This window comes from Streptomyces sp. NPDC051286, assembly GCF_044455345.1.
Classification (GTDB): domain Bacteria; phylum Actinomycetota; class Actinomycetes; order Streptomycetales; family Streptomycetaceae; genus Streptomyces.
Genome location: NZ_JBITER010000014.1, coordinates 120,100 through 145,875 on the forward strand (window position 1 = coordinate 120,100; position 25,776 = coordinate 145,875).

The 25,776-nt window shown below is 71.1% G+C and carries 25 protein-coding genes, 1 tRNA gene and 1 pseudogene; 15 read left to right on the plus strand and 12 right to left on the minus strand.

What is annotated here, in order from left to right:
- Positions 1-82: 82 nt before the first annotated feature.
- The 3 genes from ACIBB8_RS16840 to ACIBB8_RS16850 all read right to left on the minus strand — a co-directional run bounded on the left by ACIBB8_RS16840 (position 83) and on the right by ACIBB8_RS16850 (position 3,935).
- Positions 83-1,168, minus strand: coding sequence for a hydrogenase expression protein HypE (locus ACIBB8_RS16840; protein WP_398952725.1), 1,086 nt, complete (start codon positions 1,166-1,168; stop codon positions 83-85).
- 59 nt (positions 1,169-1,227) lie between these two features.
- The gene (locus ACIBB8_RS16845) at positions 1,228-3,012 is read right to left on the minus strand and encodes a hydrogenase maturation protein (RefSeq protein WP_398952727.1); all 1,785 of its coding nucleotides are present in this window, start codon (positions 3,010-3,012) and stop codon (positions 1,228-1,230) included.
- A 398-nt stretch (positions 3,013-3,410) separates the two neighbouring features.
- Complete coding sequence (locus ACIBB8_RS16850; protein ID WP_398952729.1) at positions 3,411-3,935, minus strand: DoxX family protein; 525 nt, start codon at positions 3,933-3,935, stop codon at positions 3,411-3,413.
- A gap of 208 nt (positions 3,936-4,143) precedes the next feature.
- On the opposite strand from ACIBB8_RS16850, the gene ACIBB8_RS16855 reads away from it, so the two are divergent.
- Together ACIBB8_RS16855 and ACIBB8_RS16860 are read left to right on the plus strand one after the other, a co-directional pair.
- Entirely contained in the window at positions 4,144-6,159 is a 2,016-nt protein-coding gene (locus ACIBB8_RS16855; RefSeq protein WP_398952730.1) for an FAD-dependent oxidoreductase, read from the plus strand.
- Positions 6,160-6,187: 28 nt separating this feature from the next.
- Complete coding sequence (locus tag ACIBB8_RS16860) at positions 6,188-6,742, plus strand: PadR family transcriptional regulator (RefSeq protein ID WP_398952732.1); 555 nt, start codon at positions 6,188-6,190, stop codon at positions 6,740-6,742.
- Between the two features lie 242 nt (positions 6,743-6,984).
- Here ACIBB8_RS16860 and ACIBB8_RS16865 read toward each other — a convergent pair whose 3' ends face one another.
- Positions 6,985-7,950, minus strand: coding sequence for a DMT family transporter (locus ACIBB8_RS16865; protein WP_398952734.1), 966 nt, complete (start codon positions 7,948-7,950; stop codon positions 6,985-6,987).
- On the minus strand, positions 7,947-8,810 hold the full coding sequence (locus ACIBB8_RS16870; RefSeq protein WP_398952736.1) for a phosphatase PAP2 family protein: 864 nt from the start codon (positions 8,808-8,810) through the stop codon (positions 7,947-7,949). Before ACIBB8_RS16870 ends, ACIBB8_RS16865 begins: the two co-directional genes overlap by 4 nt.
- Positions 8,811-8,974: 164 nt before the next feature.
- Between ACIBB8_RS16870 and ACIBB8_RS16875 the strand changes: the two genes are divergently transcribed.
- The 3 genes and pseudogenes from ACIBB8_RS16875 to ACIBB8_RS16885 form a co-directional block, all read left to right on the plus strand.
- Positions 8,975-9,604 carry a TetR/AcrR family transcriptional regulator C-terminal ligand-binding domain-containing protein gene (locus tag ACIBB8_RS16875; protein WP_398952738.1) on the plus strand — a complete coding sequence of 210 codons (630 nt, stop codon included), beginning with the start codon at positions 8,975-8,977 and terminating at the stop codon, positions 9,602-9,604.
- A 205-nt stretch (positions 9,605-9,809) separates the two neighbouring features.
- Positions 9,810-10,586, plus strand: coding sequence for an SDR family oxidoreductase (locus tag ACIBB8_RS16880; protein ID WP_398952740.1), 777 nt, complete (start codon positions 9,810-9,812; stop codon positions 10,584-10,586).
- Positions 10,587-11,017: 431 nt separating this feature from the next.
- Positions 11,018-11,590 (plus strand): annotated as a pseudogene (locus tag ACIBB8_RS16885) (IS6 family transposase); the annotation flags it as partial.
- A gap of 81 nt (positions 11,591-11,671) precedes the next feature.
- Here the strand turns inward: ACIBB8_RS16885 and ACIBB8_RS16890 are convergent.
- Positions 11,672-13,063 carry an MFS transporter gene (locus ACIBB8_RS16890; RefSeq protein ID WP_398952742.1) on the minus strand — a complete coding sequence of 464 codons (1,392 nt, stop codon included), beginning with the start codon at positions 13,061-13,063 and terminating at the stop codon, positions 11,672-11,674.
- Between the two features lie 97 nt (positions 13,064-13,160).
- Between ACIBB8_RS16890 and ACIBB8_RS16895 the strand changes: the two genes are divergently transcribed.
- The 4 genes from ACIBB8_RS16895 to ACIBB8_RS16910 all read left to right on the plus strand — a co-directional run bounded on the left by ACIBB8_RS16895 (position 13,161) and on the right by ACIBB8_RS16910 (position 16,088).
- Entirely contained in the window at positions 13,161-13,826 is a 666-nt protein-coding gene (locus tag ACIBB8_RS16895; RefSeq protein ID WP_398952744.1) for a helix-turn-helix domain-containing protein, read from the plus strand.
- Positions 13,823-13,966, plus strand: coding sequence for a hypothetical protein (locus ACIBB8_RS16900; protein WP_398952746.1), 144 nt, complete (start codon positions 13,823-13,825; stop codon positions 13,964-13,966). The genes ACIBB8_RS16895 and ACIBB8_RS16900 overlap by 4 nt, the downstream gene beginning before the upstream one ends.
- Before the next feature lie 92 nt (positions 13,967-14,058).
- Entirely contained in the window at positions 14,059-14,721 is a 663-nt protein-coding gene (locus ACIBB8_RS16905) for a response regulator transcription factor (protein WP_398952825.1), read from the plus strand.
- Positions 14,718-16,088: a sensor histidine kinase gene (locus tag ACIBB8_RS16910; RefSeq protein WP_398952748.1), complete on the plus strand. Its 1,371-nt coding sequence runs from the start codon at positions 14,718-14,720 to the stop codon at positions 16,086-16,088. The genes ACIBB8_RS16905 and ACIBB8_RS16910 overlap by 4 nt, the downstream gene beginning before the upstream one ends.
- On the opposite strand, the gene ACIBB8_RS16915 is transcribed toward ACIBB8_RS16910, so the two are convergent.
- Positions 16,069-16,878, minus strand: a complete 810-nt coding sequence (locus tag ACIBB8_RS16915; protein WP_398952750.1) for a hypothetical protein — start codon at positions 16,876-16,878, stop codon at positions 16,069-16,071. The two genes, ACIBB8_RS16910 and ACIBB8_RS16915, sit on opposite strands and share 20 nt — an antisense overlap.
- Before the next feature lie 141 nt (positions 16,879-17,019).
- Here ACIBB8_RS16915 and ACIBB8_RS16920 point away from each other — a divergent pair, with 141 nt between their 5' ends.
- The 4 genes from ACIBB8_RS16920 to ACIBB8_RS16935 all read left to right on the plus strand — a co-directional run bounded on the left by ACIBB8_RS16920 (position 17,020) and on the right by ACIBB8_RS16935 (position 20,487).
- Positions 17,020-17,295, plus strand: a complete 276-nt coding sequence (locus ACIBB8_RS16920; protein WP_398952752.1) for an SAM-dependent methyltransferase — start codon at positions 17,020-17,022, stop codon at positions 17,293-17,295.
- A gap of 66 nt (positions 17,296-17,361) precedes the next feature.
- Positions 17,362-18,765 carry a glutamine synthetase family protein gene (locus ACIBB8_RS16925; RefSeq protein WP_398952754.1) on the plus strand — a complete coding sequence of 468 codons (1,404 nt, stop codon included), beginning with the start codon at positions 17,362-17,364 and terminating at the stop codon, positions 18,763-18,765.
- Positions 18,766-18,767: 2 nt separating this feature from the next.
- Positions 18,768-19,943 (plus strand): amidohydrolase family protein, encoded by a 1,176-nt coding sequence (locus ACIBB8_RS16930; RefSeq protein ID WP_398952756.1) that lies wholly within the window; start codon positions 18,768-18,770, stop codon positions 19,941-19,943.
- A 16-nt stretch (positions 19,944-19,959) separates the two neighbouring features.
- A complete protein-coding gene (locus tag ACIBB8_RS16935; protein ID WP_398952827.1) occupies positions 19,960-20,487 on the plus strand; it encodes an NUDIX hydrolase family protein in 528 nt (175 codons plus the stop codon).
- Between the two features lie 35 nt (positions 20,488-20,522).
- Here the strand turns inward: ACIBB8_RS16935 and ACIBB8_RS16940 are convergent, their stop codons facing one another.
- The 4 genes from ACIBB8_RS16940 to ACIBB8_RS16955 all read right to left on the minus strand — a co-directional run bounded on the left by ACIBB8_RS16940 (position 20,523) and on the right by ACIBB8_RS16955 (position 24,402).
- Positions 20,523-20,714: a hypothetical protein gene (locus ACIBB8_RS16940; RefSeq protein ID WP_398952758.1), complete on the minus strand. Its 192-nt coding sequence runs from the start codon at positions 20,712-20,714 to the stop codon at positions 20,523-20,525.
- 249 nt (positions 20,715-20,963) lie between these two features.
- Complete coding sequence (locus ACIBB8_RS16945) at positions 20,964-21,257, minus strand: SDR family NAD(P)-dependent oxidoreductase (RefSeq protein ID WP_398952760.1); 294 nt, start codon at positions 21,255-21,257, stop codon at positions 20,964-20,966.
- A 395-nt stretch (positions 21,258-21,652) separates the two neighbouring features.
- Positions 21,653-21,726 (minus strand) — tRNA-Pro (locus tag ACIBB8_RS16950).
- Positions 21,727-21,777: 51 nt separating this feature from the next.
- Positions 21,778-24,402, minus strand: coding sequence for an ATP-binding protein (locus tag ACIBB8_RS16955; RefSeq protein WP_398952762.1), 2,625 nt, complete (start codon positions 24,400-24,402; stop codon positions 21,778-21,780).
- Positions 24,403-24,509: 107 nt separating this feature from the next.
- Here ACIBB8_RS16955 and ACIBB8_RS16960 point away from each other — a divergent pair, with 107 nt between their 5' ends.
- Together ACIBB8_RS16960 and ACIBB8_RS16965 are read left to right on the plus strand one after the other, a co-directional pair.
- The gene (locus ACIBB8_RS16960; RefSeq protein WP_398952764.1) at positions 24,510-25,004 is read left to right on the plus strand and encodes a DUF309 domain-containing protein; all 495 of its coding nucleotides are present in this window, start codon (positions 24,510-24,512) and stop codon (positions 25,002-25,004) included.
- Between the two features lie 81 nt (positions 25,005-25,085).
- On the plus strand, positions 25,086-25,472 hold the full coding sequence (locus tag ACIBB8_RS16965) for a hypothetical protein (RefSeq protein ID WP_398952766.1): 387 nt from the start codon (positions 25,086-25,088) through the stop codon (positions 25,470-25,472).
- Between the two features lie 12 nt (positions 25,473-25,484).
- On the opposite strand, the gene ACIBB8_RS16970 is transcribed toward ACIBB8_RS16965, so the two are convergent.
- Entirely contained in the window at positions 25,485-25,739 is a 255-nt protein-coding gene (locus ACIBB8_RS16970) for a hypothetical protein (protein WP_398952768.1), read from the minus strand.
- Between the last annotated feature and the right edge of the window lie 37 nt (positions 25,740-25,776).

Genomic DNA, 25,776 nt, shown 5'->3' on the forward strand with positions numbered 1-25,776 from the left:
GAGTTGATGGAGGAGGGAGCGGAGCGGAATCGGGACGTTCATCGATCGCGGGGTGCGGGGCACCCGGCGGACGCCGCGCCCGTCACCGGGGCGATCGGTATCCGGTGGTCAGCTTGGAGCCCTTGTGACGCCACCTCGGCTCCTTGTCCACGGTCTTCGCCGTGATCGACCGGAGCCTGCGGACCACCGCCCCGTACGCTCCGCTGGCGGCGCTGGAGACCTTGCCGCCGGGCGGTTCGTCCATGAACGGCATGAACTTGTCGGGGAATCCGGGCATGGTGCAGGCGATACAGATGCCGCCGACATTCGGGCAGCCGCCGATGCCGTTCATCCAGCCGCGCTTGGGTACGTTGCACTTGACGACGGGACCCCAGCAGCCCAGCTTGACCAGGCATTTGGGCGAGTCGTACGTGGTGGCGAACTGGCCCTGCTCGTAGTAGCCGGCCCGGTCGCATCCCTCGTGCACGGTGGCTCCGAAGAGCCAGGCCGGGCGCAGCTTGTCGTCCAGCGGAATCATCGGCGCGGATCCCACCGCCTGGTAGAGCAGGTAGGTGAGGGTCTCCGAGAAGTTGTCCGGCTGGATGGGACAGCCGGGCACGCAGACGATCGGGATGCCGGCCTTCGAGGTCCAGTCCCAGCCCAGGTAGTCGGGTACGCCCATGGCGCCGGTGGGGTTGCCGGCCATCGCGTGGATGCCGCCGTAGGTGGCGCAGGTTCCGATGGCGACGACCGCCAGGGCCTTGGACGCCAGTCGGTCGATCCACTCACTGGTGGTGATCGGCTGGCCGGTCTCGGGGTTGTCGCCGAAGCCGCACCAGTAACCCTCCTGCTTGATCGATTCGTTGGGGATGGATCCCTCGACGACCAGCACGAAGGGATCGATCTCGCCGCGTTCGCCCTTGAAGAACCATTCGATGAAGGTGTCCGCACCGCCTACCGGACCGCTGTCGAAGTCGATCAGGGGCCAGTGGACCTGGATCTTGGGCAGCCCGGGCAGCACACCGAGCACGATCTCCTCGATGCTGGGCTGCATCGCCGCGGTCAGCGACACCGAGTCGCCGTCACAGCTCAGCCCCGCATTGATCCAGAGGATGTGGATCGGGGACTCCTCGTCGGCGGCCGCACCTTCTGCCTGGGCGCCGACGGTGTTCGCTGTTGCTGCACCCATGGGGATGCCTCCTTGGAGAGGTCTGCGATGAATGCCCGCGTTTCGGCGTTCATGTCCAGCTAACAGTCAGCCGGCTCGGGTGCTACGGCGAGCGCGGCCGTTGCGGTGACATTGCGGTACCGTCCGGCGGAAGGGTCCGCCGTGCGCGTGGCGGGAACACCGGTGCCGAGGTGGCGCGGAGTCCGGGCCGGGGGTTCCTTGCGTACGAAGGCGCGGCGCAGCGAGTGGTAGGGCGCGTCCGGGTCGAAGAAGATGGACCGCATCGCGGCCAGTTCCTCCTGTCGGTGGACGGCCAGCGGCTTGACCGCCTCCTGACGCTCCAGCGCCGGCTTCTTCCGGGCGATCCTGGCCTGTACGTCCGTCGACGAGGCCAGCCGGACGGCCAGTCGGAGGGCCTCGGCCGGGAAGTCCTGGGGTGGGCAGGCGACCGTCCGGTCCACCAGGTCGAGCCGTTCGGCGGCTTCGGCGCCGAGCGGCAGCGCTTCATGGACGAGCCGTTCGGCGACCTCGGGTCCTACTCGGTGCGGCAGCGTGCGGGTCCAGTACTCCGAGCCGGACAGCCCCATCAGCCGGTAGTGCGGGTTCAGGACCGATCCCTTGCGGCACCAGACCTCGTCGGCGGCCAGGGCGAGCATCGCTCCTCCGGCTGCGGCGTTGCCGCCCACGGCGGCGATCACCAGCCGGTCGGTGGTGGTCAGCACGGCCTGCACCAGGTCGTTCATCGCGTTGATGTTGGCCCAGGACTCCTCGGCGGGGTCGGCCGCCGCCTCGATGACACCCAGGTGGATGCCGTTGGAGAAGAAGTCCCGGCCGCCGCCCAGTACCAGGACCGAGGTGGGCCGGGAGCAGGCGCTCCGGTAGGCGTCCAGGAGGCGCGTGCAGTGCGTGGTACTCATCGCCCCGCCGGGGAACGAGAACGTGAGATGTCCGACGGCGCCGGTCTCCTCGTAGCGGATGTCGGTCCAGGTTCCGCGGCGCCCGGGTGCTTCCGGCGGGACCGGGTCTTCGGGCAGCGGAGGCAAGCGGTCGCCGAGCGCCAGGACGGCGGGAAGTTTGAGCGGGGCGGGCTCTCCCGGCCGCCGCCTGGCCCGCAGCTCCGGAATCCATACGGCGCCGTCGGGCGTCGCCCGGCAGACCGCTCCGGCCCGCGTGGCGAGCAGCTCGCCGGGGCGGCCGCGCAGCCGGTCCTCGGGGTGTCCCCCGTGCAGAAACCACTCGCCGCCGAGCAGTTCGTCCAGTACACCGGGGTGCGAGTCGGCTGCGCGCAGCTTGCGCAGCACGGTCTTCGTGGAGTCGGACCGCCAGTCGATCCGCCGGCGTTCCTGGCGGAAGTACGGCCGGGTACCGCCCGTGGCCCGTGTGCTGTCCTGGGGCCGGGGTCTGTACGTCCCCGAGGCGAACCGGTCGACGGCGAGCAGCACGGCCGTGAGCGCCGCGTCGGAGACCTCGTTGCGGTACAGGTCGCTCTTGCCGACCGGTGGTACGGAGAACCCGACCGACGCCCAGACGTCTCCGGCGTCCATCTCCTCGTCGGCCTGCAGAACCGTCACACCCCAGCGGCTGACGCCCTCATGGATCGCCCAGTCGAGCGAGGACGGACCGCGGTCACCCGCAGGTCCCGGATGGACGATGAGGCACGTGTGCACCGACCACACGTCCCGCGGGATGGCCGTCCTGAGCATCGGAGCCACCATCAGTTCGGGTGCGAACCGCCGGACCGCGTCCCGCACATGTCCGTCGGAGAGCGCGAGTTCGACCGCCACGTTGTGGCCGCGGTCCCGCAGCTCGGCGTGGACGCGCTGAGTGAGGCTGTTGAACGCACTCGCGACGAGCAGGATGTGCACGGCGGACTCCCAGCGGTTCTACGGCTCCCGGCCGGAGCAGGTCCGGCCGGCTGCAAGCCTCGGACACGCGGAACGGGCTCCGCGGGCGCCGGGGCGGCGGAGTCACTCGAAAGGGAACGCCCTGCGGCCACTCGACGGCCGGAGCACAGGCCGTGGGAGCGACAGCGCATCGGGGCCGGCCCGCTCGGCTTGTCGGCTCACGGCCTCCCCCGCGATGGGGAGTGGATGAGCGAGCGGCGTTGTGCGGCTTCGATGGCAGGGCGGAGGACGGAGTCGACGAGGAGCGTCGGTGACCGACGACAACGCCGCAGGGGCCCCTCCCTGCTCGAGCGAAGCCGAGAGCTTGGGGGAGCAGTCGCAGGGCGTCGGGAGCCCACTCCCCATCGTGGGGGAGGCCGTCAGGTCTCGTCGGCGCCCTTTCGCTGCCCCCTGGCCCGCTTTCCTACCACTGCGGCGGCTGCGGCGACGCTGCCCGCGAAGGCGAGCGCCACCATCCACGGCTGGTTGAACACATACCAAGTGGCATGGTCGAGGGAGTAACGGCCGGGGCCGGTCAGTCCGATCGCTGCGGCAGTGAAACCGAGGAACGCCGGGTACTCGTACCCGCCGCGATGCGCGAAGAAGCCCGCGGGCGCGTGCACGGCGACGGCGCCCGCCATGGCGCCCGCCGCCGCCGCGCCGGCGGCGGGGGTGGCGAGGCCGAGCGCCAGCAGGGCCCCGCCGGCCGCCTCGCCGAGTCCGGCGGCGACGGCGCTGTGCTTGGGCGGGTGGAAGCCCATGGCCTCCATGCTCGCGGTGGTTCCTTCGATGCCCCCGCCGCCGAACCACCCGAACAGCTTCTGGGTGCCATGCGCGGCCAGGACCGCGCCGGTGCCGACGCGCAGGACAAGAAGGCCGAGGTCACGCCGGTTGACGCAGGTCATGGGGGGTCTCCGCGGGGTAGTGGGGGTGATCCGGGCTACGGATCCACTCTCCGCGCCTCGGCGGGTGGACGTACCCCGGTACTACTCCGTCCGGGGGACGGTGCCGGATGGTCGGCCCGGTGCGACGAACGCCATTATGCAACTTGTTGCATAATGGCGTTCCGGTGGTCTACAACTGGCGCAACGACACTGCGCGAGGAGCCGCCGGATGACCCCGTACCCGAATCTGCTGAGCCCGCTCGACCTCGGGTTCACCACCCTTCCCAACCGGGTGCTGATGGGGTCGATGCATGTCGGCCTGGAAGAGGCCGAGCGCGGCTTCGAGAGGATGGCGGCGTTCTACGCCGCCCGCGCCCGCGGCGGAGTCGGGCTCATGGTCACCGGGGGCATCGCGCCGAACGACCGAGCCCGTCCCTATCCCGGCGGCGCCAAGCTGACCACCGAGGCGGAGGCCGAGCAGCACGCCCGGGTCACCGCCGCCGTGCATGCGGCGGGCGGCCGGATCGCGATGCAGATCCTCCACTTCGGCCGGTACGCGCACCATCCGGATCTGGTGGCGCCGAGCGCGATCCAAGCCCCGATCAGCCCCTTCACCCCGCACGCCCTGACGGACGGCGAGGTCGAGGAGACCATCGAGGACTTCGTGCGGACCGCCGAGCTGGCACGGCAGGCAGGCTACGACGGTGTCGAGATCATGGGCTCCGAGGGCTATCTGATCAATGAGTTCATCGCAGCCGGGACCAACCACCGCACCGACCGCTGGGGCGGCTCGTACGAGAACCGCATCCGGTTCCCCGTGGAGATCGTGCGCCGGGTCCGCGAGCGAGTGGGCAACGACTTCATCCTGATCTACCGGCTCTCGATGCTGGACCTGGTGCCCGGCGGCTCCTCGCTGGAGGAGGTCGTGCAGCTCGCCCGGGAGATCGAGGCGGCCGGGGCCACGATCATCAACACCGGAATCGGCTGGCACGAGGCCCGCATCCCCACCATCGCGACGTCCGTGCCGCGCGGTGCGTACACCTGGGTCACCGAGAAGGTGCGCGGGGCCGTCTCCGTACCGCTGGTGACCAGTAACCGGATCAACACCCCCGAGGTCGCCGAGGAGATCCTCGCCTCGGGGCGGGCCGACATGGTGTCCCTGGCCCGGCCGTTCCTCGCCGACCCGGACTTCGTCGCCAAGGCGAGCGCGGGGCGTGCTGACGCGATCAACACCTGCATCGGCTGCAACCAGGCGTGCCTCGACCACACGTTCAGCGGAAAGATCACCTCCTGCCTGGTCAATCCGCGCGCCTGCCACGAGACCGAACTCATGTTGTCGCCGACCCGGACCCGTAAGCGCGTCGCGGTCGTCGGCGCGGGTCCCGCCGGACTCGCGTGCGCCGTATCGGCATCCGAGCGCGGGCATGAGGTGACGCTGTTCGACGCGGCCGACGAGATCGGCGGCCAGCTGAATGTGGCGCGCCGGATCCCCGGCAAGGAGGAGTTCGACGAGACGCTGCGCTACTTCCGCACCCGGCTCGCGGAGCAGCACGTCGACCTCCGGCTCGGGACGAAGGCGACGCCGGACACGCTCGACGGCTTCGACGAGATCGTCCTCGCCACCGGCGTGACACCCCGCTCCCCCGCGATCCCGGGCCTGGATCACCCCAGCGTGGTCGGTTACCTCGACGTCCTGCGCGACGGGGCGGCTGTCGGACAGCGGGTCGCGATCATCGGTGCGGGCGGAATCGGCTTCGACGTCGCCGAATTCCTGACGGACGGCGGCGATGCGGCGAGCCTCGACCCGGAGGTGTTCTTCCGGCACTGGGGGGTCGACACCGCATACCAGGAGCGTGGCGGCCTGCGCCTGCCCGAGCGCCCGAAGCCGCCGCGCACCGTGCATCTCCTGCAGCGCAGGACGAGCAAGGTGGGCGCGGGGCTGGGCAAAACGACCGGCTGGATCCACCGTACGGAACTGCGGCACCGAGGCGTCACGATGATCGCGGGCGCCACGTACGACCGCATCGACGACGACGGTCTGCACCTGACGGTCGACGGCGAGCAGCACCTCCTGCCGGTGGACACGGTGGTGCTCTGCGCCGGTCAGGAGCCACAGCGCGAACTGTACGAGGAGCTGATCGCCGCGGGTCGTACGCCGCACCTGATCGGCGGCGCCGACGTGGCCGCCGAACTGGATGCCAAGCGGGCCATCCGGCAGGGAACGGAGCTCGCGGCAGCCCTGTGACGCCCGGGCCGTCCCTAGGATGCTCTCCATGTCACTCCCGCACGCGATCCTCACCGCCCTGCTCGAAAAGCCGTCGTCGGGGCTGGAGCTGACCCGCAGGTTCGACCGGTCGATCGGCTACTTCTGGTCATCCACGCACCAGCAGATCTATCGCGAGCTGGGAAAGCTGGAGCAGGCCGGGCAGATCCGGGCCCTGCCGTCGGCGCAGCCGGCCCGGGGGCAGAAGAAGGAGTACGAGGTCCTGCCCGCCGGCCGCGCGGCACTGTCCGCATGGGTGGCGCTCCGGGAGGACCCGAAGCAGGTCCGCGATCCGCTGCTGCTGCGAATGCGCGCGGCGGCGGTGGTCGGCGCACCGGGCCTGGACGCTGAACTCCGCCGCCACCTGGAGCTGCACCGGAAGCAGCTGGCCGAGTATCTGGCGATCGAGGCGCGGGACTTCCCGCCGGAGCGGAACTCGGAGGAGGACCGGCTGCGGCATCTCGTACTCCGCGGCGGCATCGATCTGGAGAACTTCTGGATCGGCTGGCTGACCCGCGCTCTGGACGGGATCCCGGCCACCGGGCCGGGCGCGTCAGCGGGATAGTGCTGTGACCGGAGAGGTTTGCCGTAAAGCTCGCGGCGTCCGGTGCGGTGCATCGCAAGGCGGAGCATCGCCCGCGTACTGGATGTACTCGGGCGATGCGACAACACGGCGAGGTGCCGTGCCGGACGCCGCGAGCCGGTGAACCTTTCCGGTCACAGCACGAGGGATCTCCCCCATGTCCTTGGGGTCACGGGGGAGACCGAGGAGGAAACTGCCACCGGATGCCCCGGCGCCGGTCCCCCTTATGACCCGCCGACCGGCGTCCTGCCGAGTTCCGGTCGCAGCGTCAGCTGGTCCGTCGTCCGGGGGCTGCTGATCACGACCCTCGACGGCACACTCGGCGCCAGCTCCGCCTCGATCCTGGCCCGGTACGCCGTCGGCGTCGCCCCGTCCTGCGCCCGGCTGAGCAGAATGACTCCCCGCACCGCCGCCGCCGACCCCAGCAGCGCCGGAACCAGCGCGATCGTCCCGCCCTGAAGGCGTTCGCCAAGCAGCGCCACACCTATCACCGCGGCGGCAACGGGATTGGCGAGGGTCAGGACCGCGAGCGGCGCGCCGAGACCACCCTGGTAGGCGGTCTGCGAGAGCAGCAGGCCTCCCATCGCGAAGGCGGAGACGAGCAGTGCCACTGTCACCAGGCGCCAGTTGAACAACGGGCCCGTGTGGTCCGTGACCGCCACCGTCAGTGTCTGGGTGAGCGCCGAGGCGACGCCCGACGTGATGCCGGATGCCGCAGCGTGCCTCAGTCCGGGGCGGGCCCCCGGCCGGCTGAGTCCGGCGACGACCGCCATGGTCGCCGCACCGACCGCGAGCGCCTCGGCCGGGCTGAGCGTGTCGTGCGGTGCGGAGCCGCCGGCCGTCAGCAGCAGGGCGCCCAGGCCGAGCAGGGTGAGGATCGTGCCGCGCCATTCGGTCCTGGTCACCCGGCGCCCGGCGGCGCGCGCACCCAACGGTACTGCGGCGACGAGGGTCAGCGCGCCAAGCGGCTGGACGAGGGTGAGGGGCCCGTACTTCAGCGCCGCGACATGCAGCAGCGCGCCACCGGCGTTGAGTCCGACCGCCGACCACCACGCCCCGCGCCCGAGCATCCGGAGCACTCCGGTGCCCGGATCGGTGCGTCCGGCGAGCCGGGCCTGAGCCACCGCCGCCGAGGCGTACGCGACGGCGGAGACCAGGGAGAGGGCGACGGCGATCAGCGTGGCGTTCATGGCCGTCCCCCGGACGACGAGGCGTACGCCTGGGAGGCGGCCGGGTCGGGAACACGGGGCACCGGCGGCGCGGTACGGGCGGGCGCGGGCTCGCCCCCTGCGCCGGAAGGCCACGGCAGACGTCCTCGGATCGGCTCCGTTGGCTGGAGCCGCAGCACCGCGAGCGCCACGGCGAGCAGCGCGCTGACGACGATCGAGTCGAGCCAGTAGTGGTTGGCGGTGCCGACTATCACCAGCAGGGTGACGAGCGGGTGCAGCAGCCACAGCCAGCGCCACCGCGAACGCGTCGCGACGATCAGTCCGACGGCGACCATCAGCGCCCAGCCGAAGTGCAGCGAGGGCATCGCGGCGAACTGGTTCGCCATCGAGTCGGTCTCCGGAGTGTCTCCGTACACCGTCGGCCCGTACACCTGGCCGGTGTCGACGAGTCCGGCGGCGTCGAGCATCCGCGGCGGGGCGAGCGGGAACAGCAGGTGGAGTGCGAGAGCGGCACCGGTGAGCGCGGCGAGGATCCGGCGCGACCAGACGTAGTGGCGCGGGCGGCGCCAGTACAGCCAGGCCAGGAAGAGCAGCGTGGCCGGGAAGTGCACGGTCGCGTAGTAGGTGTTCGCGAGGCGGACCAGCGTCTCGCTGTGCAGCAGCGCTCCCTGCACGGCGCCCTCGCTCGGCAGGTGCGCCGCGCGTTCGAAGTCCCAGACGTGTCCGGCGTTGCGGTACGCCTCCTCGACGTGACCGTTCGCGGCCTGCCGGCCGAACTTGTAGACCACGAAGAGCCCTACGACAAGAAGGAGCTCGCGGACGAGGGGCGGTCGGGCAGAAGTGTCCGGCTCCCGATCTGCGGGCTCGCTACGGGCATACATCACCCGGTGCCCCTTTGCTGACGAAGCGGTGTTACGCGGCATGGTCCAGCCCATGCCAAATCGATACGCCAGTGTACCGATACGCTGACGTATCGGTACACGCGCGTTTCGGTACACTGGCGTATCGGAAGACCTCGTCGCAGAGCCGCAGAGAGGGAAAGCACATGTCGTCGCACGATTCCGTGCAGGAACAGGCCCACACCTCGCGTCGCTCGAAGATCACGCCGGAGCGGGCGCAAGAGTTCTACACGGCTGTGCTCGACATACTCAGGGAGAGCGGATACGAATCGCTCACCATGGAGGGGGTCGCCTCCCGCACCCGGTGCGGGAAGTCCACGCTCTACCGGCAATGGGGCTCCAAGCCGGAGCTGGTCGTCGCGGCGCTGCACAGCACCCAGCGCATGCTGCTCTCGCACATCGACACGGGCTCGCTCGCCGGTGACCTGCGTTTGGCGGCCCAGGCCATCAGCGCGGGTTCCGGACGGGACACCCCGCTGCTGCACGCACTCAGCCATGCCGCACTGCAGAGCCCGGAGCTGCTCTGCGCGCTGCGCGAGGCGCTGATCCTGCCGGAGATCGCAGCGATCGACGTCATGGTCCGGCGGGCCATGGAGCGTGGCGAGATCCCCATGGACAACCCCGCGGCGGAGTTCGTCTCCGCGCAGCTGCTGGGCGTGGTGCGGGCCAGGCCCTTGCTGGAGGCGAAGATCGCGGATGAGGCATATCTCACCCGCTTCGTGGAGAGCGCCATCTTCCCCGCACTGGGACTGGACCCGACTGACACCGGGTCCTGATGAACGTGGGCCGCCGTCCGAGCGGATGACGAGGGCCCGCCTGCGCCGCACCGTGGGGACGGGGGTGGCGCACCGTCCGGCCGGCCGGTGACTTCCTCGGGAGTCACCGGCCGGCCGTGCTCCGGGGGCGCTTCCGGCTAGTCCACCAAACAAACGATTGGTAGATTACTTTCGACGACGAGTTCGGCACCAGCAGAGGCGGACCATGGACATCGGCAGCCCCATCGACTTCACCGGCCGAACGGCGATCGTCACCGGTGGCACGAAGGGAGTCGGCGCCATGATCGCCGAGGCCTTCCTCTCCGCGGGCGCGGAGGTGCTGGTCTGCGGGCGCAATGAACCGTCGGAGCTGCCTGCGGCCGGTGGGCGGACCGCTCGCTTCCGGTCGGTCGATGTCCGTGACCCGGCGGCGTCCGCCGCACTCGTCGACGCCGCGGTGGAGCGGTACGGACGGCTGGATGTGCTCGTCAACAATGCGGGCGGCTCCCCCGACGCCGACGCGGCGACCGTGTCGCCGCGATTCGTCGAAAAGGTCGTCGCACTGAATCTGCTGGCGCCGTTCTATGTGGCGCAGGCGGCGAACCGGGTCATGCAGCGACAGGACGGCGGCGGCTCGGTCATCAACATCGGCAGTGTCTCCGCACACACCCCGCAGCCGGGTACCGCCGCCTACTCGGCGGCGAAGGCGGGGCTGCTGGCACTGACCCGGGCGCTGGCCCTGGAATGGGCGCCGAAGGTGCGCGTCAACCACATCACGACCGGACTGATCCGCACCGAGAGCGCGGCGTCGGTGTACGGCGAGGACGGGGATGCGGCGGTGGCGGATGTCATCCCGATGCGACGGATGGCGGTGCCGGACGATGTCGCACGCGCCTGTCTGTACCTGGCCGGCGATCTCGCGGCGTATGTCAACGGCGCCGATCTGGCGGTGCACGGCGGCGGCGAGGTGCCGGCCCGGTTCCTCGCCGCGAAGGGCCGATAGCGGGAGGGGTTCAGGGGACGCCCACGACCGGGCCGCTCCCTCCTCCGTCCTGCGCGTTGCCGGATCTGCATCCCGCCTGCTGTCAAGCGCAGGGTTGGCGGGCCGGACGACGAGCAGCCTCGCGACCCCGGCTGCCGCCAGGCCACCGCTCACCAGAAGATGGGCCTGGGGCCTGTCCAGTGGGCCGATTGGAGGTGGCGCCCAGGACAGATCCGGGAATGCGGAGTCGCCCCTGGCCGCCTCAGGACGGTTCAATGCCCAAGTGGTGAACTGGGCGCAGATACGCGACTGCCGCTTCGAGACTGATCGCGTCCCCGAGCTCCTGGAGCTGGTGGAGCTGGTGGACGACACTGAAGCGTGGAAAGGGCACTGTCACGTTGGCGGATGGCGTGGGAGGATCGTCGGGTTGATCATGGTGGAGGGGATCGTCGGTGGGGAGCGCGTCGCCGTGGTGCCAGGGACACCGGTACCCGGTCGAGGTGATCTCGCACTGCGTGTGGCTGTACTTCCGCTTCCCGCTGTCGTTCCGCGAGGTAGAGGAGCTCATGCTTGAGCGCGGCGTGATCGTCTCCCACGAAACGATCCGCCGCTGTGTGTGAAGTTCGGGCAGACCTACGCCAACGCGCTGCGCCGCCGGCAGCCCCGGTCTGGGGACACGTGGCATCTGGACGAGGTCTTCATCAAGATCAACGGCGAGCAGAAGTATCTGTGGCGGGCCGTCGACCAGGACGGCAGCGTCCTCGACACCCCCGTGCAGAACCGCCGGGACACCGCCGCGGCCAGGCGGTTCTTCCGCCGCCTGCTGAAGAACACGGGCGCGGTGCCCAGGGTGGTCGTCACGGACAATCTCCGCTCCTATGGCGCCCCCGACCGAGGTCATGCCCTCGGTCGAGCACCGCTCCCACAAGGGTCTCAACAACCGGGCGGAGAATTCCCACCAGCCCACCCGGCAGCGTGAACGGGCGATGAAGGGCTTCCGGAGTGTGAGTGGAGCGCAGCGGTTCCGGACCACTCGCTGGTACGGTCGGCGGTCGGCCGGAGAACCACTGCTGGCAGGCGGGTGGTTCGCCGGGTGAGGCGCCGGGTCACGAGCGTGATGGCAGCCGCGATGCATGGGCCACGAGGACCAGGAACAGTCCGCAGGTAGCGACCAGGATCCAGCCCGGACGGGATGCGTGTGCCAGCCCTGCCGGGCCTGTACCGGCGACCAGTCCGCCGGCGATGGCGATGCCGACCGCAGAGCCGAACTGCCGTGCGGTGGACGTGATCGCTCCGGCCACGCCGGCACGGGTCGCAGGCAGTCCGCTCACTGCGGTGTTGGTGATCGGGGCGTTGGCGAACCCGAACCCGATGCCGATGAGCAAGTAGGCAAGCAGGAGCAGTGGCACGCTCGTGTGCAGGTCGAGCCTGACCAGGCAGAGTCCGCCTGCCGTGATGAAGCCACCGGCCAGGACAAGCGGCGTCCGCGCTCCAAGACGACCGACCAGCCGACCGGACAGGGGTGCGCAGACGGTCGCTCCGGCAGCCATGGGCAAAGTCGCCACCCCGGCGGCCAGTGGCGTCCATCCCCGGGTGTGCTGCAGGTAGAGGGTGTTGAGCAGCAGCGTCACGTTCAAGGCGACGAAGACCGCCACGGCGCCCAGGACCGCACCGCTGAAGACCGGACTCCGGAAGAGCCCCGGATCCATCAGCGGCTCGCGCCGGCGGGACTCGACCCACACGAATCCGACCGCCGCCACGGCGGCGATCACGTACGCGGAAAGCGCCGCGAGCGACGTCCAACCGATGTGTGGCCCCTCGATGAGGACACCGACCGAGACCCCGATGACCGCTGTCAGCAGGACCTGACCTGGTATGTCGAGCCGCTGCGCCCGCTTCGCCCGGGACTCCGGCACGAACACCGCGCTCAGCGCCAGGGCGACTACGATGACCGGCGCGTTGACCCAGAACACCGAGCGCCAGCCGATACCCGCGATGAGAGCGCCGCCTGTGACAGGACCAGCGGCCATGCTGAGCCCGAAGACCGACGCCCAGACACCGATCGCCTGCGCTCGCTCCCGCGGGTCGGGCATCGCGTTCACCACGATCGCGAGAGCCACGGGACTGAGCATCGAGGCGCCGATTCCCTGGAGAGCACGGGCAGCGATGAGCACGCCCACCGAAGGGGCGATCGCGCAGACCAGCGAGGCCACGCCGAACACGACCAACCCGAACTGGAACACCCGTCGGCGTCCAAAGCGATCCGCCAGCGCACCGGAGGAGATCAGGAGACTGGCCAGGACCAGGGTGTAGGCGTCCACCGTCCACTCGAGCCGGCGAGTCCCGGCATCCAGGCCGCGGCCGATGGCCGGCAGGCCCACGTTGATGATGGTGGTGTCCAGACCCACCAGGAACATGCTCAAGCAGCAGACGGCCAGCACCGTCCAGCGCCTACGTGCGCTCAGAACGGGCTGAACAGCGTGGATCGTCGCGGTCACGGCCTACCTCTCAAGTCCGGAAGCATCTGCCCGGCCATGCTCGGGCCGGAGGACGACCACTGCCCAGCAGATTTGCGAAGACCGCAAAATGGTCTCCATGGACGAAGAACTGGAGCAGATACTCGACGGCATCGGGCCCCGCTTGCGCGCGCTGCGCCGGGACCGTCGACTCACGCTGGAGGCGCTTGCCGCTATGACCGGGTTCTCGGTGAGCACGCTGTCTCGTCTTGAGTCAGGCAAACGGCGCCCGACTCTGGAGTTGCTCATCCCGCTCGCTCGTGCGCACCGAATCGCACTCGACCAACTGGTGGCCGCACCGGCCAGCGGTGACCCACGGGTGCATCTCACCCCCTTGCGCAAAGGGCACGGCAGCACCCTCGTGCCCCTGACGCAGTACCCGGGCCGAGTGCAGGTGTTCAAGCAGGTACTGGCTCCCCGCGAACCGAAGTTGGTCACCCACGACGGCTACGAGTGGCTCTACGTCCTCGCAGGTGAGCTACGCCTCGTTCTCGGGGAACACGAATTCACCCTCGGCCCCGGCGAAGTGGCCGAGTTCGACACCGGAGAACCCCACTGGTTCGGTCCGGCGAGCACGAGCGCCGTGGAAATCCTGCACCTGTTCGGGCCACGGGGCGACCGAGCAGTCGTCCGCGCGAGTCCGTCCACGGCCGATCCCGCCCCGGTGGCCGGCACAACCCCACCGTCAACAGCCTCGGAGGTGCGAACGAGAACTGGTTCGGTCCGACCAAGAACCTCGATGTGACGATGGCCTCGCTGCGCAGTCGGCTCCACGCGGCCGCCGCCGCGGCGGCGGCCCTGCGCCTGCCGCGGATCACCACAGTGCGAGCACACGGCTACCGTCTGGAGACCGGCGGTGCCGGTGACGATCACGGCGGAACATGAGCCGACCGGTTTCGTCTACATTCCTGTAGACGAAAGTGCTGCGACCGGGCTGCGGGCCCCCGACGAAGGACTCGACTGCCGTGACGGAACTTCTGCAACGCCGCGTCCTGGTCGTCGAGGACGACCACGGGCTGCGCGACGTGCTCGCCCGCGGACTGCGCGAGGAGAGCTTCGCCGTCGTGACCGCCGCCACCGGAGCCGGCGCCCTGCGCACTCTCGACGACCGAGTGGATGCCGTCGTCCTCGACATCGGGCTGCCCGACTCGGACGGCCGGGACGTGTGCCAGGCCATGCGTTCGGCGGGGCTGCAGGCCCCGGTGGTCTTCCTCACCGCGCACGACACGCTCACCGACCGGCTCTCGGGCTTCTCGGCGGGCGGCGACGACTACCTCGCCAAACCCTTCCACCTGGCCGAGCTGGCCGCCCGGATCCGCGCGGCGCTGCGCCGCGCCGGACCGGACCCCGTGGTCGAGCTGGCGGAGCTGCGGCTCGATCCCGTACGCCACCTCCTGGAGGTGCACGGCAAGCCGGTGGCGCTCACCCCCACCGAGTTCCGCCTGCTGGCCGCACTGATGGCGGCGCCCGGAACCACCGTACGCAGACGGGAACTGCTGCGCGCGGCCTGGCCCGACGGGGCTCAGGTCAGCGACAACACGCTCGACCAGTACCTGACCCGGCTGCGCCGGAAGCTGCGCGAGGCGGACAGCCCACAGGAGATCAGTACGGTACGAGGTGTCGGGTACCGACTGATATGAGGCGGTTCCGCGTCATCGGACGACTCCGCGCTGCACTGCCTCGCACCCTGCGGGGCCGCCTCGCCCTGCTCGCCCTGGCCTCCGCCACTGCCTGGGTCGCCGCGCTCACCGTCGCGTTCAACATAGTCCTCGCCGGACGGCTGAGCAGCCAGGCCGACGACCTGCTGCAGACCCGTGCCGCGGCGGTGGCCGCCACCATCGAGGCGCGCCCGGACGGCGGGATCGTCGTCCACGAACCGGCCGACGACCGTGCCCTGGATGTCGGCACGTGGATCTACCGCGGCAGCACGGCCGTCGAACGGCCGAGCGCGCCCGCCGCGCTCCAGCGCCAGGCGGACGGGCTCACCGGCCAGGGCATCAGACACCAGGAAACGGGCGGCCGGAATCCCTCCCGGCTGTACGCCCTGCCGGTGCGCGCCAGCAACCGGCAGACCGGCACCGTCGTCGTCGCTGTCTCCCTCGACCCGTACCGCAGCACCGCCCACGCCGCCCTCGCCGGTTCCGCGATCCTCGGGCTGCTGCTCCTGGCCGGGGTGTATCTGCTCACCCGCACCATCGTCGAGCGGGCCCTGCGCCCGGTCGCCGAGATGAGCACCCAGGCGGCCCGCTGGAGTGAGCTCGGCGCCGCGGAACGCTTCGGCACCGGCCACCGCCCGGACGAGCTCGCCTCGCTCGCCACCAACCTCGACGAACTCCTGGACCGGCTGGCCGCCGTACTGCGCCACGAACAACTGCGGACCGCCGAGCTCTCGCACGAGCTGCGCACCCCGCTGGCCCGCATCGTGGCCGAGACCGACTGGCTCACCGCCCGGCCACGGGACGCGGCCGGGCAGCACGCCTCCCACGAGGCGATCGCTGCCGCCGCCACGAGCATGCGGCACATCTGCGAGACCTTGCTGTCCGAAGCCCGCGCGCGCACCGAGCAGCCGCCCGGCCGCTGCCGGCTGCCCGCATTGGCCCATCACGTGGCCGAGCAGTACGCCCAGCAGCACCCCGACGCCCCGCCGCTGTCCGTACGGGGCGGCGCCGACGTCACCGCAGGGGTCTCCCCCGCGCTCGTGGAACGCATGCTCATGCCGCTGCTCGACAATGCCCGCCGCTACGCCGCCACCGCCGTCACCCTGACGTACACGCAGACCCCGGCCGGTGTCGAGCTCGCCGTGACCGACGACGGCCCGGGTGTGCCCCCGGAGACCGGGGCGGACGTCTTCGAGCCGGGCCGCCGCGCCGACCCGGACGACGGTCATGACGGGGCCGGTCTCGGGCTGGCCCTGGCCCGGCGGCTGGCCCGCGCTTCCGGCGGCGACATCGAGTGGGACCCGGCCGCCACCGGAGCACGGTTCGTGGTCAGCCTTCCGACGGGCTGACGGGAGCGGGGTTCGCGTCCCGCCGGGTCACCGTCAGATAGCTGACGAGGGCCAGGATCAGGACGAGGAAGATCGCGCTGGTGCCGACCGTACCGAGGCCGAGACCGCCGTCGGCGCGCGCCTGCGAGAGGTAGTCGCCGAACGAGGCGCCCAGCGGTCGGGTGAGGATGTACGCGATCCAGAATGCCGGGACGGCGGCGAGGCCGAGCCCGTAGTGGGCGGCGGCCACGGCCGCGATGAGCACGGCGAACAGCAGTGCGGACACCCAGTACCCGAGGTCCATCCGCTCCGCCGTGAGGTCGCCCGCCGAGGTGCCGAGCGCGAACGTGAAGAGGATCGCGGCCCAGTAGAACGCCTCACGGCGGACCGTGTGAATGGAGTGGATGGAGAGCGTCCGCTCACTCGCGTACCAAGCGGCGAACACCGCGACGAGCGCCACGGCGAAGACGGCCGTCGTCGTCTCCAGCGCGACCCCCAAATTGTCCGTGAGGTTGTCGCTCACCAGCGTGCCGACCACGCTGATCAGCACCACGGCGAGCCAGTAGAGCCCGGGGACGTACCTCTTGGCCCGGAACTGGAACCAGAGCGTGACGATCAGCAGCACGGTCATGACCAGCGACGTGTTCGTCAGCCCCAGACCAAGGTTCTCGTTGAGGAGATCGGCGGCGGTCTCGCCCACCGTCGTGCACAGCACCTTGATCACCCAGAAGTAGATCGTGACTTCGGGGACCTTGTTCAGCATCTGCCGAGCCCCGGCGCGTGCCGGAAACGCAGCTGTTTCGTTCGTCATGAAAGGTGAGGCTGGCACGGCGAACCTGAACACATCCTGAGTGCTTCTCCACGCCGGTCGCCACCACCCCGAGCCGCTGGACGGCGCAGCCGACCCGGGGAACGGAGTACGCGACGTCCACCGGGACGAAGGGAACGCAGCGTGCACCGCGGACGGCTGGATTACCGCGGACGTCACGTCCCTGGCGCAGTCCTGGGCGACGCCGGTCTGGGCGGCGAGGGCAGCATCGCCGCGATGGAGTTCTGGAACGCGCACGTGCCCCCGCCGATCACCGCCCGCTCCCGTGCGGAGATCGCCGGTTTCCTCGACGGCCTCGACCTGGTCGAGCCGGGTCCCGTGCCGTGCTCGCGGTGGCGCGCCGCGTTCGACTCGGCCGCCGTGATACCGCAGTTCGGCGTAGTGGCCGTGAAACGCTGACCCCGACACCACAGGGGCCCGGGTCCGTTCCCGACCACGCGGGAGCCGAGCCGTCGAGGAGGACGTATGACCACCCTTGCCGATCCCGTGCCCGGCGGCCGCCCCGGTGACCTGCGGCGGGTCGCCGAGCTCACCGCGAACCTGGCCGCGCGGGGCGTGCGCGGGATCGTGCTCGCGTACGTGGACACCGCGGGCGTCTCCAGAGTGAAGACGATCCCGACGGCGCGGCTGGAGTCGGCCGTGACCTGGGGGATCGGCATGTCACCGGTCTTCGACACGTTCCTCGCCCACGACTCCATCGTCACCACCGACGTCCTCGGCTCCCCCGACGGCGACCTGCGCCTCTATCCCGACCTCGACCAGCTGACCGTCCTGGCCGGGCAGCCCGGCTGGGCGTGGGCGCCCGTGGACCGGATCACCCAGGAGGGCGCCCGGCACCCGGGATGCTCCCGCACCTTTCTGCGCCGGATCGTCGCGGACGCCGCCGCGCGGCACGGCCTCGCCTTCAAGGCGGCCGTGGAGGTCGAGTGGGCGGTGGGCCTGGCCTCCGCGCCGGACGGCGAGTTCGTGCCGGCCGTGACCGGTCCGGCGTACGGCGCCGTCCGGCAGGTCGAGTTGAGCGACTGCACGGCCGATCTGCTGGCGGCGTTCGCGGCGCAGGGCGTGGAGGTGGACCAGATCCATCCCGAGTACGCGGCCGGGCAGTTCGAGATCTCTGTGGGCACGCTGGACCCGGTGGCGGCCGCCGACCGGAGCGTGCTGGTGCGGCAGACGATCCGGGCGGTGGCCGCGCGGCACGGCCTGCGCGTGTCGTTCGCCCCGGCGGTCCTCGCCGAAGGCGTCGGCAACGGCGGCCATCTCCATCTGTCCTGCTGGCGCGGTGGGGCGAACCTGCACGCGGGCGGCGAGGGCCGGTACGGCATGACGGCCGAGGCGGAGTCGTTCCTGGCCGGAGTGCTCGCGCATCTGCCCGCGCTGACGGCGGTGACCGCGCCGAGCCCGGCGAGCTATCTGCGGCTCAAACCCTCCCAGTGGGCAGGGGTGTTCACCGCCTGGGGCCGCGAGACCCGCGAGGCCGCGCTGCGGGTTGTCACCGGCACGGCGGGCCGCCAGGACCAGGACGCCAACCTGGAGGTCAAGCCGGTCGACCTGGCCGCCAACCCGTACCTCGCCCTCGGCTGTGTCATCGCCGCCGGCCTCGACGGCATCACGGCCGGCCGCCCCCTGTCCGGGGAGATCACCGGGGACCCGGCCCGGTACGAGCCGGACGAAGCGGCCGCCCTCGGGGTGCGGCGGCTGCCGGAGTCGCTGCCGCAGGCCGTCGAGGAGTTCCGCGCCGACCAGGTGCTGTGGGACGCGCTGGGCCCGGTCCTGGCGGACGCGGTGACCGCCGTACGGCTCGGTGAGACGGCGGTCGTCGAGGGCCTGGACGACGCGCGGGTGGCGGCGGCCTACCGCTGGACGTACTGACGATGACCCGACCAGGCCCGCTCCACGAGGCACTCGCCGCGCAGCCGCTCGTGGACCACCACTGCCACGGCGCCGTGACCTCGGACCTCACCCCCGGGGAGTTCGAGTCGCTGATCACCGAGGGCGAGGCATGGCCGGGCGTCTCCCCGTTCGACAGCCCGGTTGGCGTGGCCGTACGCCGGCACTGCGCGCCCCTGCTGGACCTCCCCCGGCACGCCTCCCCGGCCGACTACCTGGCCCGGCGCTCGGCGCTCGGCTGGCGCGAGGTCAACCGCCGCTTCCTGACCGCCGCCGGCGCCGAGGTGTTCTGCGTGGACACCGGCTACGCCCCGCACCCCGTCACCTCCCCCGCCGAGCTGGCCGAGGCCGCGGGCGCCACCGCCTACGAAGTCGTACGCCTGGAACAGGTGGCGGAGGCGGTGGCCGCGCGGGGTGTGGAGGCGGGCGCCTACGCGGAGGCGTTCCGGGCGGCCGCCGAACAGGCCGTACGACGGCCCGGCGTGGTGGCGGTGAAGTCGGTGGCGGCCTACCGCACCGGCTTCTCCCTGGACCCGGCACGCCCCACTGACGCCGAGGTGACGTCCGCGGCCGGCCAGTGGCTCGCGCACGGCGGCCGCCTGACCGACCCGGCCCTCGTACGACACCTGCTGTGGACGGCCGTCGACCTCGGGCTGCCGCTCCAACTGCACACCGGATTCGGCGACTTCGACGTACGCCTTCACCGCGCCGACCCGTCCCTGCTGACCGACTGGCTGCACCTCACGGTCGGCACGATCCCGGTCCTGCTGCTGCACTGCTGGCCCTATCAGCGCCAAGCCGCCTATCTGGCAACGGTATTCGAGCAGGTCCACCTTGACGTCGGACTCGCCCTGCACTACGCGGGTCCGGCCCGCTCCCGGGCGATCCTGGAGGAGGCACTGGAGATCACCCCGTTCCGCAAACTGCTGTACAGCTCCGACGCCTACGGTGTGGCCGAGTTCCACCACCTGGGCGCGCTCTCCTTCCGGCAGGGGCTGACCTCGATACTCCAAGCCCGGCTCGACACTGACGAGTTGAGCTTGCCCGACGCCCTGCGTATCGCAGCCTGGACGAGCCGCGACAACGCCCGCCGACTGTACGGACTGCCCGAAACCGAACCGGCCCGCGACCCCAGCGGGCGCCCCACCCGGAAAGTATGATCAAGCAATGTCTGACATGATCGAAACCACGCCCGGCTGGCTGACCACGGACGACCTGGAAATGGCCAGGGCGCGCATGCCGATCCTGTACGTCGAGGCCGTGCCCGTGCGCGTGGACGACAGCGGCGAAGTCACCAGCATCGGACTGCTGTTGCGCATCGGCCCGGACGGAACGGTCAGCCGGACGCTGGTATCCGGCCGCGTCCTGCACCACGAGCGGGTCCGCGACGCCCTGGTGCGCCACCTGGAGAAGGACCTCGGCCCGGTGGCCCTCCCCCGGGTGCCCGCCTCGCTTCAGCCGTTCACGGTCGCCGAGTACTTCCCGACGGTGGGCGTCACGCCGTACCACGACCCGCGCCAGCACGCGGTGTCCCTCGCCTACGTCGTCCCGGTGACCGGTGACTGCCGGCCCCGGCAGGACGCCCTGGACCTGGTGTGGTTCAGCCCGCAGGAGGCGGCCTCGGAGGCCGTGCAGAACGAGATGCCGGGCGGGCACGGGGTGCTGCTGAAGCAGGCGCTGGCGCACGTGGGTGTCGTGTCCTGACCGAGGCGGCCCGACCGGCCTGTCTCTCAGGCCCTTCAAGGCGGCTCGTCGCTGTCGGCGAGGACGAGGATTGCGGCTCCCACGTGGGCGGGATTGCTGCGGGTGGAGCCGGCCGCGGCTGCGGTCATCGCCTTGCGAGCTGGGTTGTACTGCGGCTGCCCCTGGGCCCAGACGGCGCTGGGGCCGCTCCGATCGGTCCCGTAGACGCCGGGTTCGACCAGGGTCACCTTGACGCCGAAGCCGGCGACCTCCCGGGCGAGGGATTCACTGAAGGCTTCGAGTGCCCACTTGGAGGCGTGCTAGGGCGTGTTTCGAAAGTCCCGCCTGCCTGGCGACGCCTGGCACGCACGCTCGCCGCGTTGTCGGGCTCACCCCGATACGCCCGGCATCGGGGTGACCCTCCGCCTTGCGATCGCACGCACCAGACGCCGCCAAGCCCGCCCTACGGGCGGACGACGCTCCTTTCGAAACACGCCCTAGGTGCCGAGCAGGGGGAAGGCAACCACGCCGCCGATGGAGGAGATCTGGGTGATGTGCCCGTGGCCCTGCTCGCGCAGGACCGGCAGGACTGCCTGGGTCACGTGGAAGGGACCGAGGACACTGACCTCCAGCTGCTGCCGGAACTGCTCCGTGCCGACCTCTTCGATCGCGCCGAACAGGCCGTAGCCGGCGTTGTTGACGACGACGTCGAGTCGGCCGAACGCCTCGTGCGCCGCAGCTACGGCGGCGAACACCGCCTCGCGGTCGGACACGTCGAGGGCCAGCGGCACGGATGGGTGGTCTCCGCCGGCCCCGCAGGCACAGGGAACTGAGGGCCTCAGCTGGGGCGCCGTCAGGTCCACGAAACGATAAAGGTGTCGATCCGGACACAAGCCCGCCATCTGTGCAGCCATCACCTGTGGCCAACTCTCGCCGCACCCGGCTGGATTCACGCGAAAACGTGGCCGAAAATCATCGTTTATTACGATCCGATCTCAGTCACTGAGGGTGATTGAAAATTCGGGCAAATCGGGCATTTGGGAAAGGGTATGGCCTCAGAATGGGCAGCCTGGTCCCCAACTGGTCCCGGCCAGTATGCGAACCAATTCCCCCGGTTCTGACGTGGCGTCACACAAAAGGCCGCTGACCTGGGCGTTAACCCGGCCAACGGCCTTTCCGACTCACGTCGGGACGACAGGATTTGAACCTGCGACCCCTTGACCCCCAGTCAAGTGCGCTACCAAGCTGCGCCACGTCCCGATGCGATTCCCTCCCGGTGTTCCCGGGCGGCCTCGCAGGACAAACATTACCTCACTCCGCGGACCAGATCGACGTCCGTGCCTGATGGGCGCGGGTCGCGAGTGCTTCGGCGCCGCACGCCGTGGCCAGTTTCTGGGCCCGGGCGAGCTCGCGCGTGGAGCGGATGGCGATGCCGTAGTCGACACGGGCCAGAGCGTGTTCGTACGCGGACGGGGACGCCTCCAGGTGCCGGACCGCGTCGGCCAGCAGATGGCGGGCTTCCTCGGGGCGGGCGAACAGGGCGACGCAGCGCAGGGCCTCGCCGATTGCGGTGTCCGTGCCGAAGCGTTCGCCGTGCACCCGGGCCGAGGCGGCGAGCTGGGCTGCGCGGCCCGGGTCCTCCTCGGCCAGGGCGCGGGCGAGGTCGCCCGCCCATGGAGCCCAGATGCCGTTGAACCGGCCGCGCGGTTCAAGAGCCTGGCCGGCCGCTTCGAGTTCGGCGACGGCTTCCTTCGTACGGCCTTCGGCAAGCAGGAGACGGCCACGAACGCACGGTGCGTCCGGCATGACCATCGCGCTGGGATAGGGCATCCCGAAGTTGTACCGGTCAGCAATCGTGCGGGCCTCGGCGACCCTGCCCCGGGCCAGCAGCGTGTCGATGAGCAGGCAGGCGGCGATCCAGTTGACGGGCAGGCCGCTGCCCACACGGTCGGCGAGCCGCAGTCCTTCGCGCAGGAAGCCCTCTGCCTCGGCCAGCCTGCCGCGACGCCGGTGGACGAGACCGAGGAGGGTGTGGGCGAAGGCGAGGTGCGCGCCGCTCCAGCCGGAGATCTCGAAAGCTCGGACGGCCTCGCTGAACAGTGCCTCGGCCCGGTCGAGCTGGTCGGTGAAGGCATAGGTGATCCCTACCGTGGTGGGGAACTCGAAGCCCCATTCGGTGTCGGTCCACCCGAGACCGCGGGCCGGGCGACCGTCGACCAGGGCGCGTTCGCAGAGATCGACGACGAGCTGGGAGTCCTCGCCCCGGAGCATGGCGTCGAAGGCGCGGAGCGTGAGCAGGGCGCGTTCGGCGTTGTCGCGGCCGGTGAGGTGGTCGGCGTTGGCGGCGAGCCTTCGGGAGCGGCCGGGGCCGTCGTCCTCGGCGGCCTGCATGCCCTCCCACATGAAGTGCGCGGCCTGGAGCCGCATCCGGCCCGGTCCGGGGGCGGTGCGCCCGGTCTCGGCGGCGAGAGCCAGTGCCGCTTCCTTCAGCTGGTTGTTGTGGGAGAGGGCGGCGGCGAGCCGGAAGGTGGCGTCGACGCGCACCTCGTCGGCGAGTCCGGGCAGATCGAGGGCGGCCCGCAGATGCTGGACGGTGGTGGGAGGGGAGCTGAGTAGCGTCGCGCAGCCCAGCTCGTACAGCAGCGTGGCCCGCATCTGGTGGCATGGCGGTTCCTGCAGGGCGCGTTCCAGGCAGCGGCGGGCGGCTTCGGGGGCACCGACCGCGAGATGCTGGCCGGCCGCCTCGCGGAGCTGCTCGACCAGTTCCTGGTCGTCGTCCGGGTGGACTTCCAGGAGATGGCGGGAGGCCGCGGCGGCGCCGAGTCCGGCACGGGTGATCGCCCAGGCGGCGCGGCCGTGCATGGCGGTGCGAGTGGCCGGCGGGATGGAGCGGTACACGGCGGTGGCGATCAGCGGGTGGACGAACTCCAGTGGGTCGAAGCCGCTGACGATACGGGCGCCGCGCAGCCGCGCGGTGCAGTCGGCGGCCTCCGCGGGGCTCATTCCGGCGAGGGTGGCGGCGAGGTCCTGGGAAATCTCGGTGCCGAGGACGGCGGCGGCCCAGGCGAACCGGTTGGCGTTGGTGCCGAGCCGTTCGAGCCGGGCGACGAGTCCGCTGCCGCGGGCCGAGGCGCCGAGTTCGCGCAGCAGCCCGGCCGACTCGTCCAGGGGTGCCAGTTCGTGGTCCTGCACCTTGGCGACGAGTTCGACCGCCTCGTACGGGTTGCCGCCGGTGACGGCCCACACCTCGCGGCAGAACGGGTCGTCGGCGTGATTGCCGAGAATGGCCCGGACCAGTTCCGCGGTGGCCTCGGGGGTGAGCGCGCGCAGCGCGACCCGGGCCTGGGCGGGGTGGCTGCCGCCGCCCCCCTCGCGCGCCGCCAGTTCCTCCGGGCGGTGCGCCTGGACGACGAGGACGGGCAGTTCACCGAGGCGTGCGGTGAACGAGGCGAGCCAGGCAAGGGATTCGCCGTCCGCCCAGTGCGCGTCGTCGATGATCAGCAGCGGCGGACGGTGGCTCAGCCGGGAGGCGAGCTGCGACACGACGTGGTCGAGTCCGTCGCGCACGCCCTGCGGGTCGGGCTGCGGACCGCTGGGCTCGGCAAGTCCGAGGGCGGGTGCGGTGATCTCGAACCACGCGCCGAAAAGCTCGCGTACCTCGTCGGGCGGAAACTGGTCGAGCGCGGGCTGCAGGAGTTGGCGTACGACGTGGAACGGCACGGATGTGACCGTCTCGCCGCCGCGTGCGGACCAGACGGTGCAGCGGTCCGCGGCCATGGCCTGGATCTCGGTGAGCAGAGCTGTCTTGCCGATGCCTGCCTCACCGCTGAAGATCAGCAGCCCGCCGACTGCCTGGGCGCCGCAAAGGGCGTCCACGGCGTGTGCGGCGGCAGCGAGTTCCGGTTCGCGCTCATACAGCGGCCGGGACGGCTTCATGCCTACCCTCCCCTAGTGGTACGGATTACTGCCGACACTAGTCGTGCGCGGCGGCCCACGGACAGTGGTTCGGACAGCTCGCCGCAGGTGCGGGGCACAATCGAGGGGTGGACGAGACTCGCAGGGACCGCGATGCCGAGGGCCGGGCGCGCAGTGCGCGCCCCCGTGACGGGCTGGGGCGCCCCCTGCCGTACGGGGTTCCGGGGGTGGCGCGGCAGCCGGAGGGTGTGGTGCGCTCCCCCGAGGAGACGCTGCGGGAGGCCCAGCGGCTGCTGGACGCGGGGATGCCGTTCCACGCGCACGAGGTGTTCGAGGACGCGTGGAAGTCGGGTCCGGAGGCGGAACGGGAGTTGTGGCGCGGGCTCGCGCAGCTGGCGGTGGGGCTGACGCACGCCGCGCGCGGCAATGCGACGGGTGGGGCGCGGCTGTTGCGTCGGGGCGCGGCGGCCCTCTCGGCGTACGGGGACGCGTCGGCGCACGGGATCGGGATCGATGCGCTGACCGGCTGGGCGGAGGAGCTGGCCGGGCGGGTGGAGACGGGCGGCGGGCGGACGGTGGACGCGGCCGAGGAGTCGCCCCGGCTGCGACGGGAGGGTGGATGAGCCGGATGGCGGCGTTCGTTTTCGGCAACCGTCGGGAGGAGCGGTGAACACGGCGCCGCGAAACTATTACCATCCCGCGTCATGAGCACTTCTGACCAGGACCAGTCCGTGGACACCCCGATAGCCGCCCCCGACAGCGACACGAACGGCACAGAGACCGACGCCGGGGCCGAGACCGCCGCCGAGGTCGAGGGGGCGGGGGCCGGGGACCGCAGATTGACGCCGCGTCAGGCCAGACGGTTGCGGGTCGTGCTCTCCTCGGTCGGCATGGCGGCGATGGCGGTCGTGCTGGCGCTGCGGATCGCGAGCCGGTCGTCCGTTCTGGTCGTCGGGGTGTACGGGCTGGCGCTGATCCTGTGCGGGATCGTGATCGAGCTCAGCCGGAACGGCCGTACGCGCTTGGGGAGTTGGCTGCTGACCGTCGGTCTGGTGGCGGCGATCGGTTCGGACTGGCTGCTGATCCCCTGACGTCCCGCCGGTTCAGACTGCTGTGATCCGCACGGTTCCGCCGTGCGGATCGACGCGGTCGACCCGGTCGGCGCGCAGCCGGAACGGCCGGTGCGGTTCGGCGGGCAGCAGTCGCTGCCGGTGGAGTACGTGTCCGTCCTGTCCGACGACGAGGTGCGGGCGGGCCAGTCGCCGGGCGGTGCGCAGGATGAAGCGGCCGTGGAGCGGCCGGGCGCCGTCGGGGTCGAGCATCGAGGGCGGTACGGATCGGGTAGCGGGCCGGCTCACGGGCGAGGGCGGTGCCGACGGCCCCTGCGCCGATGAC